The sequence below is a fragment of the Candidatus Zixiibacteriota bacterium genome (assembly GCA_018820315.1).
GTDB lineage: Bacteria > Zixibacteria > MSB-5A5 > JAABVY01 > JAHJOQ01 > JAHJOQ01.
This window is the reverse complement of sequence record JAHJOQ010000111.1, coordinates 1-15,210: the sequence shown is the minus strand read 5'-3', so window position 1 is coordinate 15,210 and position 15,210 is coordinate 1. Positions and strand designations below refer to the sequence as shown.

The 15,210-nt window shown below is 50.5% G+C and carries 13 protein-coding genes; 1 reads left to right on the top strand and 12 read right to left on the bottom strand.

The window, feature by feature from the left end:
- Positions 1-9 precede the first annotated feature (9 nt).
- From rpsB to KKH67_11110, 5 genes are all read right to left on the bottom strand, one after another.
- The gene (gene rpsB / locus KKH67_11130; protein ID MBU1319731.1) at positions 10-795 is read right to left on the bottom strand and encodes a 30S ribosomal protein S2; all 786 of its coding nucleotides are present in this window, start codon (positions 793-795) and stop codon (positions 10-12) included.
- Between the two features lie 99 nt (positions 796-894).
- Positions 895-1,287 (bottom strand): 30S ribosomal protein S9, encoded by a 393-nt coding sequence (gene rpsI / locus KKH67_11125; protein MBU1319730.1) that lies wholly within the window; start codon positions 1,285-1,287, stop codon positions 895-897.
- A gap of 32 nt (positions 1,288-1,319) precedes the next feature.
- Complete coding sequence (gene rplM, locus KKH67_11120; protein MBU1319729.1) at positions 1,320-1,754, bottom strand: 50S ribosomal protein L13; 435 nt, start codon at positions 1,752-1,754, stop codon at positions 1,320-1,322.
- 146 nt (positions 1,755-1,900) lie between these two features.
- Positions 1,901-2,905, bottom strand: coding sequence for an S-methyl-5-thioribose-1-phosphate isomerase (gene mtnA, locus KKH67_11115; protein MBU1319728.1), 1,005 nt, complete (start codon positions 2,903-2,905; stop codon positions 1,901-1,903).
- A gap of 6 nt (positions 2,906-2,911) precedes the next feature.
- Positions 2,912-3,328, bottom strand: a complete 417-nt coding sequence (locus KKH67_11110) for a secondary thiamine-phosphate synthase enzyme YjbQ (GenBank protein ID MBU1319727.1) — start codon at positions 3,326-3,328, stop codon at positions 2,912-2,914.
- Positions 3,329-3,535: 207 nt separating this feature from the next.
- Between KKH67_11110 and KKH67_11105 the strand changes: the two genes are divergently transcribed.
- Positions 3,536-5,179, top strand: a complete 1,644-nt coding sequence (locus tag KKH67_11105) for an OmpA family protein (GenBank protein ID MBU1319726.1) — start codon at positions 3,536-3,538, stop codon at positions 5,177-5,179.
- Between the two features lie 403 nt (positions 5,180-5,582).
- On the opposite strand, the gene KKH67_11100 is transcribed toward KKH67_11105, so the two are convergent.
- The 7 genes from KKH67_11100 to KKH67_11070 all read right to left on the bottom strand — a co-directional run bounded on the left by KKH67_11100 (position 5,583) and on the right by KKH67_11070 (position 14,804).
- The gene (locus KKH67_11100) at positions 5,583-7,328 is read right to left on the bottom strand and encodes an AMP-dependent synthetase/ligase (GenBank protein MBU1319725.1); all 1,746 of its coding nucleotides are present in this window, start codon (positions 7,326-7,328) and stop codon (positions 5,583-5,585) included.
- Between the two features lie 94 nt (positions 7,329-7,422).
- The gene (locus tag KKH67_11095) at positions 7,423-9,567 is read right to left on the bottom strand and encodes an Ig-like domain-containing protein (protein ID MBU1319724.1); all 2,145 of its coding nucleotides are present in this window, start codon (positions 9,565-9,567) and stop codon (positions 7,423-7,425) included.
- A gap of 44 nt (positions 9,568-9,611) precedes the next feature.
- Complete coding sequence (locus KKH67_11090; GenBank protein ID MBU1319723.1) at positions 9,612-10,910, bottom strand: hypothetical protein; 1,299 nt, start codon at positions 10,908-10,910, stop codon at positions 9,612-9,614.
- A 12-nt stretch (positions 10,911-10,922) separates the two neighbouring features.
- Entirely contained in the window at positions 10,923-12,407 is a 1,485-nt protein-coding gene (locus KKH67_11085; protein ID MBU1319722.1) for an AMIN domain-containing protein, read from the bottom strand.
- An 8-nt stretch (positions 12,408-12,415) separates the two neighbouring features.
- Complete coding sequence (pilO, locus tag KKH67_11080) at positions 12,416-13,024, bottom strand: type 4a pilus biogenesis protein PilO (protein MBU1319721.1); 609 nt, start codon at positions 13,022-13,024, stop codon at positions 12,416-12,418.
- A gap of 15 nt (positions 13,025-13,039) precedes the next feature.
- Positions 13,040-13,747: a PilN domain-containing protein gene (locus tag KKH67_11075; GenBank protein ID MBU1319720.1), complete on the bottom strand. Its 708-nt coding sequence runs from the start codon at positions 13,745-13,747 to the stop codon at positions 13,040-13,042.
- Positions 13,748-13,751: 4 nt separating this feature from the next.
- Positions 13,752-14,804, bottom strand: coding sequence for a pilus assembly protein PilM (locus tag KKH67_11070; GenBank protein MBU1319719.1), 1,053 nt, complete (start codon positions 14,802-14,804; stop codon positions 13,752-13,754).
- Between the last annotated feature and the right edge of the window lie 406 nt (positions 14,805-15,210).

Genomic DNA, 15,210 nt, shown 5'->3' with positions numbered 1-15,210 from the left:
CCTCGATGTTTACACCTCGTGTGCGGTCTCGCCACCATCAGCCAAGTCACGATGAGGCCGATGAGCGGCAGTGTCATCTCTACTCTCTGACATTGCCTCCGCCTGATCCTTGAGTCTACTCCGTGACTCCATCGCTATCCGCGATATCTCTTTCGTAATAATCCTGATCGACTTGATAGCATCGTCATTTCCCGCAATCGGGAAATCGATCGGATCAGGATCGGAGTTTGTATCAATAATCGCAACGATCGGAATGCCGAGCTTGGAAGCTTCGGCCACTGCGATGTGTTCCTTCTTGACATCGACTACGAAAACAAGGCCGGGCAGGACATTCATCTCTTTGATGCCGCCAAGTGCTTTCTCAAGCTTCGTGATTGCGCGTTCGTGTCCCGCCACCTCTTTCTTGGTCAGCTTTTCGAACGTTCCATCAGCCTTCATGTTTTCGAGGTCCTTGAACCTCTTGATATTCTTCTTGATAGTCTGAAAATTGGTCAGCATGCCGCCAAGCCATCGCTCGGTGACGAAGAACTGGTCACATCGCGCCGCCTCTTCCCTGATTACTACCTGAGCCTGCTTCTTTGTCCCGACAAAGAGAATCTTCTGATTCTTATCGAGAACCTCGCGAACCTTTTGACAGGCTCGATCGAGCGAAAGAAGAGTCTTCTTGAGATCGATGATGTAAATGCCATTCTTCGAGGTGAAGATGAATCGCTTCATCTTGGGATTCCAGCGTCTTGTCTGGTGCCCAAAATGAACGCCTGCTTCGAGAAGGTCCTTAATGGTGACTTGCAGCATGTGTGCTCCTGTTGGTTAAACTTCCACCTGCTTCATCTCCGAAGGGACACTTGCGCGACCACCCTCCGAATCCACAGATGTGCATCATTTATAGAGAGATTATCTCTTCGAGAATTGGAATCTCTTACGGGCCTTGACCATTCCGTACTTCTTACGCTCAACCTCTCGGGCGTCACGGGTCAGCAATCCTGCCTCTTTCAGCGGCTTCCTGAGCGTTTCGTCCATCTTCATTAGAGCACGTGCCAGAGCCAGTCTGACAGCTCCGGCCTGGCCTTTTTTCCCGCCACCCTGAGTTTTGCACTTGAATCCGACTTTACCCACGGTGCCGGTGACCTCAAGAGGAGTCTGGACATGATTGGAAAGGAGCCGCCGCTCCATGTAGATCTTGAAGTCAATCCCGTTGATGTTGCAAGCGGGATCGCCCGGCGTTAGCCAAAGACTCGCAACGGCGGCCTTGCGACGACCTGTTGCGTAATAAACCTGTGGTTGCATCTACTGCCTTTCTATATTCAGAAAGAAATAATTTACCTGCCAAGAGACAGAGGTTCCGGCTTCTGCGCCTGATGCGGATGCTCGGGACCGTCGTAAACAAAAAGCTTCTTCAGCATCTTTCTTCCGAGTCTGTTCTTGGGAATCATTCCCCAGACCGCTCTGCGAAAGAGTCTGTCAGGTGTTCTTTCAAGAAGTTGTCCGAAACTTCTCTCCTTAAGACCACCAGGATAGCCAGAATAATTGTAGTACTTCTTCTCAGTCCGTTTCCTTCCGGAGATCTCCACTTTCTTGGCATTGACAATTATCACGTAATCTCCGGTATCAATATGAGGAGTATACCAAGGCTTATTCTTGCCGGTCAAAATTCGAGATATCTTAACAATGTGGCGACCAAAGTTCTTGCCATCTACATCTACGACGAACCACTTCTTCTCAATATCAGCCACTTTAGGAATATAAGTCTTCATCCGTTCTCCTCAATCAGAGCCAAAATTTCTCAAGCAATTATTATATGGATAAATTCTGTTTTGTCAAGTCCCGAGTGACAAAGTTTTTTCGTCTAAGCAATTGAATTATTCAGACCTGTGACAGACAGACCCTCAGAATTCAGCACTCACGTCAGATGCTCACCGGGGCTAAACACTCCTTTTTCGGAAATGATCCCGGTGATTAGCTCAGCGGGCGTTATGTCAAATGCCGGCGCATATACTCTGATTCCGCGCGGTGAAGTCACGTACGATCCAATATGAGTGATTTCCGCCGAATCTCTTTCCTCAATAATAATACCGCTCCCATCAGGCGTCCCAGCATCGAATGTCGAGCTCGGCGCCGCAACATAAAACGGTATGCCATATTTACTTGCAGCGATTGCTACGCTCAGGGTTCCGATCTTGTTAGCGACATCGCCGTTTTTCGCGATTCGGTCTGCGCCGACGATTACCATGTCAATTCTGCCTTGACTCATCAAATATGCCGCTGCTGAGTCACAGAGAAGCGTGGCATCGATTCCATGCCGCATTAGCTCCCAAATAGTCAGACGGGCTCCCTGGAGCAGCGGACGAGTCTCGTCTGCGTATACCGTGACTTTCTTACCACTCCCGTGAGCTACAAAAATCGGAGCAAGAGCAGTCCCCATGCCTGCTGTCGCCAAAGCGCCTGCGTTGCAATGAGTTAAGATGGAGAAGCCGTCCTGGATCAGGTCATTACCATGATCACCTATCGCCTCACACATCCTCAAGTCATTGTCGTATATCTGATTAGCTCCTTGGAGAAGCATCTGCACCACTTCGCTGGATTTCTCTACGCAGGTGGAAGAAAGAGTTTCACTCTGCCGATCGACCGCCCACATGAGATTTACCGCCGTCGGGCGAGCGGCGCGAATCTCCTCGAACATCAGTGCCAGCTTTGCAGGGTCAGATTCGTTCCGAGCTGCAAGCACGGTAGCATAGGCCGCAGCGACTCCAATAGCAGGCGCTCCTCGTACGCGCAGACTCTTTATCGCTTCGATCACATCTCGATAGTCTGTGATTTTCAGATACTTCTCTTCAGATGGCAGGAGGGTCTGATCGAGCAGAGACAGATAATCGTCCATCCATTTCACCGAGTAGTAGTCTATCATTCCCCGCTATTCCCCAATCACCTGCACGACGATCTCGCGTTGCCGCGACCGATTGTCGAAATCGAGCAGAACAATCTGCTGCCATGTACCCAGTATCAACTTCCCGGAAACCACCGGCACGGTGAGCGATGGTCCGACCAACGCAGCGCGAAGATGCGAGAAGCCGTTTCCGTCCCCCCATGTCTCATCATGGTGATATGTCTTGTTCCTGGGAATGATCTTCTCGAAAAACTCCGGCAAATCCTTCTGCAAGCCCGGTTCGAACTCGATTGTAGTTATACCGGCGGTCGATCCCGGCACGAATACCGTCACTATACCGGACGATATTCCCGACTTATTGACACTCTCAGACACCTGCTGGGTCAGATCGAGAATGTCCCCGTCACCTTTGGTATCTACTCTTATCCCGTAAGTCTCGGTCATAGCGGTCTCAATTAAGCTGCGACATGCAGATTTGCAAGCGCTTTCTGACGCCTTGCGGATTCACTCATCATTTGCTATGCGGCTATCGCGCCCGAAAGCAAAGAGGTTGACATGGAACTTGGCCATTCGTACATTCCTGAGTCGCAGTACTAATGGAGAAATCAACTTCATGTTCAGGTAACGGATGCAAGACACAGGGAGTGAGTGATGCAGAGACTTTCTATTATTCGAATTGTAGTAATTGCTGTCGCCATGCTGCTAATGATGACGGTACTAGCCAGCGGCGGCGATGCGGACAAAGCCAGCGTCTCAGTTGGCAAAATAGTGAGTAAAGCTGACAAGTGCAGCAGTGGAACAGCCGCTGATATTGGCACGATGCTGATGAATACTCTTATCGAGAGTGGCAGGTTCGTCGAGAGAGACAACTCAGACGTAGTGATAAGCGGTGAAGTCAAGGAATTCGATCCGCATGTCAAACAAGGTGGGGCTCTCGGATCCCTCAAGAAGAAGGCGCTCGGTACTGCCGGTGCTGAAGGTCGCAGTGCGAAACTGAAATGGGAGTTGACGCTGACTGATGTTGCATCCGGCAAAGAAATCAAGAAGTTGAAGATCGATGCCAAATCGACCGACTGGTCTGTCAACGCTGCCAAGTCAGAACTTTCTGGCGAAATCGGTGCGCTGGGACAGGTTGAGCAGTACTCCGGCGAGCCGATGGAAGACGCTATCAAGGAGCTTATAAGCAACACAGTCAATGAGATCAAGAAGGAACTCCCCGGCGAATATTTCAGATACACAGGCGAAGAAATGGCTGCCACTTCTGAAGACACACCGAAAACAGCATCAGCGGGAGACTCAGAGACTGGCACGCCCGCCGCGCCAGGTGCCGCAGCTGAAGACATGAAACTCTACACCAAGTATGATTTCGTACCGGGAGATCGAGTCATATTCTATGACGATATGAAGAGTGACGAAGAAGGTGAGTTCCCTTGGCGCTGGAATTTAAAGCAAGGTGTTTTTGAGGTTGTTAAGCTTGGCAAAGAGTTCTGGATCATGGCAACCGACAATGGTACTGTCAGTCCCAAGATTCCGAAGGGACATCTTCCAGAGAAATACACGGTCGAGCTTGAATTCTACGACAATGGTACTGACAAGTCTGGAAACTACTTCTACATTCGCTGGGTCGATGGAGCCGGAAAGATAGTTGGCGAATTTGGAATCGTTTCCGGCAACGATACATGGCTCAATCTTCAGGGTCACTCGTTGGCGAGTAAAGTATTACCACAGCGCATCGGAAAGGGTGTAAATACCATGAGGATCATGGCTACCTCCCGCTCGATGAAGTGCTACATCAATGAAGAGCGCGTGGCGAACGTCCCGAAGGTCGAAGGATTCTCACCGGAGGGTTTCGAGCTCTACTTGCGGCCGTACCGTGATCTGGAAAATCCGACTCTGTTTAGAGGATTCAGATTTGCCGAGGGGGGCAAGAGCATGCGTGAGCAGCTCGATGAGACAGGCAAGATCGTTACACACGGCATCCTCTTCGATTCCGGCAAACATACGATAAAGGCAGAGTCATATAAGACGCTCAAAGAAATCGGCGAACTCCTGATCGACGATCCGACTCTGAAGCTGAGCATCGAAGGGCATACAGATAGCGATGGCGCGGATGATTACAACATGACGCTCTCGAATGATCGCGCACAGTCTGTGAAGAGTTATCTTACGAGCAGTTTTGGAATCGACGGCTCTCGTCTAGAAAGCAAGGGTTGGGGTGAGACAAAGCCGATCGACACCAACGACTCCCCCGAAGGCAAGGCCAACAACCGGAGAGTGGAGTTGGTGAAGATATAGCGCGGGGAACTGTGGAGATAGGCGGAACGGCTTCGAGACGTCCCTATCTGCCCGAGCCTGACTAGAAGCGCGGCAGTTTAACATTGCATCTCCTCTGTCAAAACTTGAAATTGAGTCTTCGAAGTATAGATCATTACAGGCGCCGTCAGGAACCCTTTCCTGACGGCTCTATTCATGGCGGGAAGGAAGGGACTCCTTCTCGCGCGTTGAGCTGTGCATGATCCCAACAGCCCGAAGGGCTGTCATTCCGATGCACATCGGAATCCAGTCTTGACGTCTTCTGGATACCGACTTTCGTCGGCATGACAACGCCTCCGGCGTTGTATACGAAAGATGTCAAAACCACAGGGGTTTGACCTACATTTTGAGGGGACTTGGTGGAACACGTTCCACCTTACGGCGGCTACACTCTTTGCATCCGCACCAGATTGCCATCGGCGTCAATCTTGAGTGAGCGCATGATTTTGCGTGTAGATGTCTTCGGGAGCTCTTCAGTGCGGATATAGAACTTCTTGATCCTCTTGAAATCGGCGAGACTCATACTGACAGATCTCACCTCCGACGATATTATCTCTTCAACCAAGGGCGCCGCCGCTTGTCCCGTCGAGTTTGCATCCTGAGAGATAAACTCCTGATCGGGAACGATTACCGCTATCACATCCTCGACATTCGAACCTGGCGCTTTCCTGCCAAGCACAAGCGACTCGAGTATGTAGTCCGACAGATTCAGCCGCGCCTCAATCTCTTCGGGATATATGTTCTTTCCCGCAGCCGACACGATGACATTCTTGGACCGTCCCGTTATGTGGAAATACCCATCTTCATCGACATGACCGATGTCGCCGGTGAAGAACCAGCCATCCCTGAGGACTTCATCGGTCGCAACCTGATTATTGTAATAGCCGAGCATCACCATCGGCCCTTTTGCAACTATCTCTCCGTTACCATAGGCATCCGGATTGTCAATTCGCATTTCCACGCCGGTAAGCGGCGGACCGATAGAGTCAATCTTGTTCTTCTCTTCGGGAGTGATCGAGAGCGCAGGCGATGTCTCAGACAGACCATATCCCTGCAACGTCACAATGCCAAGAGCATTGAAAAACTGGCCGACTTCGAACGGCAGCGCCGCTCCACCAGAAACAAACATTCGAATGCTGTCAATCCCGGCTCTCTTTCTTGTCGATCTGAAGAGGGATCGCCCCCAGTAAGAATACCGTTTCAGACCGATAGCAGACAATCTGAAGAGAACTTTAAACATGAGGCGTCTCAGCGTAGAGATCTTGCTGACTTTCCGTTGAAAGCCGAGATACATTTTCTCGAATATCAGTGGTACACTGCACATGATCGATATTCTGTTGTCGCGCAGATCCTCGAGCAGTTCGGAAGACTTGTAGCTTCGGGCATATACGATCTTGCAGCCTTTTGACATTGGTGTCAGGAAGCCGCACGTGCATTCAAGTGTATGGTGCAGTGGAAGTACCGAGAGAAAGACATCCTCCGGAACAAAATGCAGGGTGTTATGCACAGCGATTATATCTGAGACAATATTCCTGTTGGATAGCATCACGCCTTTCGGCTTGCCTGTCGTACCTGATGTGTAGATCAGCACAGCGAGATCGTCGGGATCGACGGTGGGGAACTTGATTGTCCGCCCTTTCCCTTTGGTGATCAGATCGGCTACCGTGGAAGCACCGTAACTCCGCCCCGTATCAAACGCGATAATGGTCTCCAGCGAGTTGACCTGTTGCCTGATTTTCTTGAGTGTCTCGACTGCCTTTCCATAGCAGATTATTCCCGAGGCGCCGCAATCCGCGAGCATTGACGCCAGTTCATCCGTTTTCAATCCGGAATCAAGCGGCACAACAACCGCGCCGATTCGAAGAATCGAAAGATAACTGATGCACCAGTCGGATGAGTTTCGCTCGCCGAGAAGTCCGACGCGATCACCCTTCGACAATCCGCTGAGAATGAGCCCCATGGCAAGATTATCTACGGCAGTCCTCGTTTCGGAATATGTGATAGTCTTGCCGGAAGCATCCTTGAACAGAACTCTGTCGGAGTAGCTTTCGCTTGATTCATCCAGAAGGTCACAGATGAGTCTCCAGCGTTTATGCTGCGTGCTGATCGACGCGGGTTGCTTTTCGTTCATGCAGCTAAACTACGGATACATATGATAAACAGCAACCAAAAAAGGGCCGCCCTGAGAAGGGCGGCCCTGCTACGTATCCTCGGGAAATCAAATTCTAATTATCGTATTCGATCTTGATCTTCTGAGTGATTATCAGACCGCCGCGTGGATCGGCATCAGTTACAGTGATATAGGCATTGCCGATAGCGCCGGGAGCCGTGTACGTGAATCCGACAGCTTCACCATACTCATTCGTATAGATCGGGCCGGGGGTAATCGTTCCAGTCGAAGCAACCGCAGTGATTGCGTGGCCACTGAGGGGATTGCCAGAGCGGTCCTTAATCAGGACTGATAGTGGTTCGGACGATCCGGGAGCCACCTTAGATGCAATCTTGACTTCAGAATTATCGGTGTAGGAATAACCGGTACGCAGTTCGACAGTCACCGAATGCGAAATACCGGCACCATCTCCGACGGTCGCAGTCAAGACTCCGTTCGCTCCAATTCCATCATCAGGTACTGAGTACGAATAATCCTTGGTCAGAACCGCACTCGTCAGTTCACCCACTGCGACACTCGCATTACAGCCATTGGATGTTCCTGAACCTACAGCACTTCCCTCTGGCCAGAAATCATATTTAATACTCTGCCCATTCACAACGAAATTGTCATTGGCATCAAGTACCGTCACATAGAAGTTGCCGGCGTCTCTTCCATCAGCAGAAAGCCACTGAGGGTAGCTGTATATGTTTATATATGCCGGCAGCCCACTGACAATCAGGAATGTGCTGTCTTTGACCCTTCCGCCGTCTGTCTCGGCCGTGATCCATGCGCGTCCGTCCAGACATTCGTTCGTCGATCGGAATACAGACTGAGCTATGCCGTCTACAGTCAGAGACAGTGCATCGATCATACCGATTGTATTGGTAAAGAAGTGCACCACTGTGCTATCCATGACAGGGTTGTCGTACATGTCTTCAACCAACACTATTACATCTGCTGTAACATTTATCCATCCGCATCCTCGAACATTGCAGGGAGCAACGCCAACCGACAGATGATCCGGAGGTCCGGCGTTCACATCGACGAGGACAGCATCTGAATAGACAGTGCCGACTTTCGCCTGGGATGTGATCGTACCGGAAACGGTTCCGGAAAGCAGAGTGACCATTGCAGCACCTAGCACATTGGTATATGCAATTACCGGTCCGGTTCCCTCATTCTGGATACTCTCTCCTCCGTTCGGTCCGGAGACTATAAAGAACTCCACACCGATATCCTGCTGAACCGGGTTGCCGAATCTGTCATAGCAATATGCGATGAGATTCGTGGACTCGATTCCGCCGGTAGCCTTTACCTGCATCTCTGGATAAGCGGCTGACAGCTTAATGTATGCCACATCCTCGCTCGGACGTAACGACAGGGCAAATTCACCATAGATCGAGTTAGATCCTTCGCCGATGGTGGCGCGGATAAACACGAGTCCTGATGTGGTTCCTGCCGTGTAGGTGAAGATCGCCGTGCTGTCGGAGGTTGTCACCGCCGCCGGGACAACACCGATTCGGTCCCAAATTTCATTTTCATTTGCATCCCATTCGACGTTATCGACATTTTCTGTGAAATATCCGTTTCCGTCGACATCTTCGAATCGCTCACCGGCACACAGTTTTACAACAGTGCCGTTTTCTGCAGGCTCTCCAGGCCCGGTATGCACTACAAGCAGTATCTCAACTTCGTTCTCTCCGTCGGCAAGCACGAAACCTTCGGGAGCAAAGAACTCAAACGTGTAATCAGGTGTATCGTCTCCGGGGGTGCCACCGCTGATCTCGACAGTCTTTGACTTCGCTGTCAGTTTGTCTTCTGCGATCTGGGCGAAGATCGTGACTGGCCCCGGGTTAACCGGGTAGTAGCTTGTGCTGAAAGAACCGTCAAGCCGGGTCGTGTCGACAGCTTTCGAGAAATACCCCTGGCCGACTGGTTCAGCATAGTAGTACACAGTAATCCCGGTTGCCGGATTCGAGAGTGAATCACGAACCCAACCGCTGACGACAACGGAGTGATTCTGGTAAATCGTGTCACCAACCTCATACATGAAGTTTGTGATACGCAGGTTGCCGTCGAAGTTGATGACCTGGTCGTCGTTGCCGTCGCCTCCAACGAGGCTGTCATCACCGCATCCGGCGAGCGTGAGCATCAACACGGCCGCGAAGAGCCAGATCCATCGGGATAACGCCCTCCTATTCAAAGTCTTCTGGAACATATTCTATCGCTCCTTCTACAGATAGCTGAGTTCGTTATTTAAAACTACGGCCCCTCGTTTGATGCAAGGCTGTTGTCCACAATCGTCGGAGTTACGAATATAATGAGATCGCGGTTTTCCACGACTTTCTTTTTGTATTTGAACAAGTAGCCGATAATCGGAATATCCTTTACGATCGGCACACCCGATTCGTTCTCAAGGACATCCTGTGTAGTCAGGCCACCGATAACCGCAGTCTGACCGTTTTCCACAACGACGTTTGTTTCGGCGTTGTTGGTATTGATGATCAGACCATTCGGATCGAACTCATAGGTGGATCGCTCCGGCTTCAGATGCATCAATATTCTGTTCTCAGATGTGATGTGCGGCGTCACTCTCAGGATAGTACCGATCTCTTCATAGACTATGACGACGTTTCCCGATCCATCGAACTGCTTGACCGGGATTTTTTGTCCCATCTGGATGCGGGCTTCTTTGTTGTCAACAGTCGTGATCTCCGGGTGAGCGAGGATCTTGCCTCTGCCGTCAGAAATCAGTGCAGCGATCTTGGCCTGGAAATCCCAGCCATCCTGAATTGTCCCGAATGTGAACTCGGAAATGGGGTCAGGGACTTGATCGGCGCCAAAGAGCTTCTCAGAGTGTTCGTACTTGTCTCCGTCTGATTCAACCTTGAAACCACTGAATTCCCAGTTGATACCGACTTCTTCCAGCGCACTCGATGACACTTCCACAAGCTGCGCCGAAATCTTGATCTGCGAAGTCTCGCGATCAAGTTCTTTAACGAAAGCTTCCAGCTTGGTCAGGTTCTCGGGAATATCCTGGACTATCAGCGAATTCGTGCGAGCGTCGATCTCGACGCCGCCTCGGGCAGTCAGAAGAGACTTGAGCGGAACTACAAGATCAGCCGCAGCAGCATTGTCAACGTCGATAATCCTGCTTTCCAACGGAACGATACTGTTCTGGTCAGCGTGATGCTGTTGAAGTGACTTTGATTCGGTCATCCATTCTTCGGTCCGAAGAACGCGAATGTACCCGTCCTCCTGAACTGCCGTCAGTCCGAAGTTTTTCATTACGATATCGAGTGCCTGCTTCCAGGTGACATCCTTGAGACTCAGATTGACGGTCGCTTCGACCGATGGCGCAGTCACCATATTGACCTGACCGTAATCAGCAAGGTGGTCTATGACCGACCTTATTTCGGCATTCTGAAAATTGAGCGATTTGATCGGCTTGTTAGGATCTGTAACCGATCCCTGACCAATCAGAGAGACTGAGCCTAAGAGCAGCAGAAGTGCTCCGGTCAGGATCGCCAATGAAGTCGTTCTCACAATTCTTAAGCGCATCATATCCTCACTTTAGTTTTCCGTTTCTATCTTAAGAGCGACTGTGCGACTCCAGCCGTATTCTTGTATCTGGAAAATGATTTTCTTTTCACCGATCTGAACAACATAACCGTTTCTGACCGGATCGCCGTCTTTCAGGATGTAACCATATCCTTCGACGTCCTCGAGAAGCGCACTCGAGCCGTCATCTCCCTGCAGCACTCCAACGAGACGAAGCGTTTCGACATCCGGGATCTCGCCCGGCTCGCGGCCGTGGGCTCTGTCGATGAGTTGTGCAAACGGATCGCGACTTCCCCAGGACGAGTACTGAACAACTTTCCGTTTCGGGAAGCGTTCTGCAAGGGTACCCTTTGTCTTGGTTGGTTTGTCCGGATTGATCCTGTATTGCTCAGAATCGGACTTACCCCGATCTGACGGCTTGGCCGGTGTCGGCATCGCAGGACTCGAATCGCCCGAATCCATATCCTCGTTCATTCCGGGAGTCTGAGGCTTCATGCTCGCTGCAGAATCGGTGAAACCACTCTGCTTTGAGTTATTCTTCTTCTCCTCGATGACTTTCGGCGTGGGAGTATCATCTGCTTCATTTTGCGCCGCGGGCCTATTATCGTCAGTCTGCGCCAGCAGCACCAATGGCTCTGCGGGCACCTGCCACGGAGTTGGCTCAACCGGCGTTGGCTTATGAACTGAAATATTCTTATTCGGTTTGTCGGCTTCTGATGCGACCGGCTCCTTCTTATCGAGTGCGACTACCGGCTCTTCGGATGTCTGCGTGGTTGTGATCGGCAGATCAGCCTCTGGCAATCCCTTCATGACATTCGTTGCCATTACCGGATCATCGCTCTTAGGAGATTTCTTCGTTTTTGTAGTTGCTGTGGGTTCAGCCTGTGCAGGGATCTTGGGGCCGCTGTCAGGCGAACCAGACACCTTGCTGCTGACCAGCACCGGACTTGATTTCTGATCCTTGCCGGGATCGGCCTTCGAAGTCCCTTTCGTATTGCTGCCCTCTCCCAGCGCCAGTTGGATCTTCTCCGCTTCAGACAGGGGTTGTGCGCACCAGAAAGGGAACTCGCTGTCATCGGGGGTCGCTATCACCAGTGTTACAGTATTCTGCGATTCACTGATTTTGTACGTGACATGCCCTCTGACATCGAGCACTATGCGTACGATTTTTTCCGGATTTACCGAGAACTGACTCGTCCGGATACTGGTTACCGTCTGGCTCGGCAGATCATCGAAGTTGTAGTGCGGCAACATGTGCCGGGCGTCATTAAGATCGAGCACAACTCGGTACGGTTTACCGGCACCGGGCTCTACGATCGAATGCTCGAATTCGACGGCGTCTGAGACATAGACCGTTACTTCGGTGAACTTCCCTTGCTTCTTCAGACTAATATTATCGACGGTGACGGCTGCTGATAGAACTGCCGGAACCGCCAGGAGTAGTCCTACTATTGCAAGCTTCGAGAACACTGACTGCTTATTCGTAATTGAAAACATACTTGCACCTACTGGTTGATTCCGCTCAGTTTATCTTCCGGACGAACGAAGTAGGTCGACAGAACCAGCTTCGCTTCCAGGCTTCTTGTGTCGTGCATGGCTCTCTTGTCTCGCGATTGTTCCAAAGATGTCTCTGGAATGCCATCAATCTCGACATGGCTGACATTCGTAATGAATGGGAAATTGGCAACACTCGCCAGGAATTCACCCAGCTCGTGATAAGTCCCGGTGAACTTCAACTCGTAGTCAGAGACCGAGTAATAAGGCGCATCTTCAATCGTTAAAGGAGACAATTCCAGCAATCTCGATTGAGTCAGCGCGGCTGCCGAATGCAATTGGACGAGGAACTTCGGAACTTGTCTCTCATCTGGCAGCAGAAGTTCAATTGCCTGGTAACGCTCCTTGAGATCATCATATTCGGTGCGAAGCCCGTCAAGGCTCTTAGCCTTCATCTCGACGGCTTTAAGATCCGTCATGATCGACTCATACTGGCCTCGTTTCATGGCCAGTTGCTCATCGTTCGTCGAATATACTCGGGAATACCAGAAATAAGTTACCAGGAAAAACCCCATTATCACCAGGGCTATTTTCTGTGTTTTGGGATCCTTAAGGTCCATCTATTCCTCCGTTGGCTACTTCTCGGCAATGGTGGGAACCCAGACGTCCTCTATGGGAGCGGACTTGTCGAGTGCCCGTTGGAATACAAGATCGCAGCCAACCTTAAATCTGTAGGCGTTGATCCCTGTCACATCTTCCTGCTTGGCAAAGGAAAGATTTATATTCTCAAAATAGTCTGACTTGGTCAGTCCAACGAGAAATGACGCTATGCTGCTCAGTGTGAAAGCATAGCCTTCCATTTCTGTCGGGACAGGTTTTGCAAAAACGAACTCAGCTACCTGCGGAATGGTGTCCGCGGCCTGCTGACCGGGAACCTGCTTCGCTCTAGCCGCCTTCGCCTTCGTATCTTCACGAATCTCTGCGACTCTTGTCAGCCACAGGAAATCGGGGACCCGTTGATTGAGATCCTGGAGGACATCTACCCAGACCGCTCTGTGCCTGTCGAGACGTTCAATTGATTCCATACGAGTCAGAATCTTCTCTTTGAGGTCTGTCAGACCGTCAATCAGTCGAATGTCTTCCTGGAGGCGCATCCTCTGACTGTTGGCCAGGGCTATCTTTTCATCAAGCGAAGAGAGTTGATAATGCTGATAGAAAGTAACAAGCGCAAAGAGCAAGACTATGCTGGCAACTCCTGCCGCAACATAGATTGACTTCTTCTCCAGGTGGAACGTTCTCGCCCGCTTGCGATATTCTTTTGGAAGAAGATTGATCTCTATCATAGTGCTACTTCACCTTTCTGGCTGCCAGTCCGATCGGCACGGTCAGCAGAGGAGCAATTCTTTCCGGCTGAATGAAGCTGAACATTTCCGGATCGTATTCGATGTTCCTGAGAGGATTCGCAATCTCGATCGGGACATTCAGCGTCGACTGGATAAACTCCGGCAGATACGGAATCAACGCACCGCCTCCGGAGAGGATGATCCAATCTATTGTGTTGACTTTCGCCAAGGACTTGAAATATGAAAACGCCACTTCTATACCCGAGAGCATTTCTTCGGCAGATGTTACGATCGTCGCCTTCAGCATATCCTGGTCTATGGACGATTCCATTTCACCTTTGATAGCCTTGGCTGTCAATTCCTGATTGAGTCGAAACTCTCTCTGAATTGTGTCAAAAATCGTTCTTCCACCAGCCGATATGTCGCGGGTCGAATGATATTTTCCATCTTTGACAAAGGTAATATTGGTGATATCATAACCGACGTTTACCAACGCCGTCACTCTCTCCGGGTCGATATCATAATTGATTTCATACGCGTTGAGGATGGCGAATGCGTCAGTGTCGACCAGAACCGGCTTCAATCCGGCATCCTGGATTACCTGAAGATATGCGCTGAGAAACTCGTTCCTTGCAGCTACAAGAAGCACATCCATCTTGTTTGTTTCTTCATTAATGTCGATGATGTGATAGTCCATCGTCACATCTTCGACATCGAATGGTGCCCGCTGCTCCGCCTCGAAGTAAATAGCCTGCTCAGCTTCCGCCCCGGTTTTCTTGTCAATTGTTATCTTGTCGGTGAGCACACCATGTCCAGAGATGCTCAGCACAACCTCTTTGATTCTGGGGTCAGTCTGTTCTACCAGATTCTGAATGTTGAAGATAACTGTGTCGCGGTCCTTGATTTCTTCAGACACGATCGCCTCGACCGGCAGCTCGCGAATCCCCATAGAACGGACCGCAAAGCTCCCGCCACGATTCTCCATCTGCACGAGCTTGATTGACGAGGCGCCTATGTCAAGACCGGTCGTGACCTTGTTCCTGGATCCTAATAGCATGTTGTTAACTCGTGTTGGTTTTTATTATCAGAACCAGACTACGAAAGTCTGGCTATTGGTTCGATACCATACGCGCTGTTAAAAACTCTTTTCACACCACAGTCTTATTATCGTCCCACCTCACCAAAAATTGACTCCAGTTCATAAAAAAACCGATGCGGATTGCCTGTTCAGATCCTGAACAAAGAAAGCCCCCCCGACAGCGGGGGGGCGACCCAAACAGGAAAGGAGGAAGGAATGGGCTTAGTTTTCAACGTAATCGATAGCGACTCTCCCTGTTGCAGCGAGCACAGATATGCTTAACATTTGGTATAACTCATCCGAATACTGCGACGCCATGATGTAACCTGATTCTGATGCTCGACCATTCGGGAAGAAGCAAACTGCACCGCTGGTGAAAGATGCC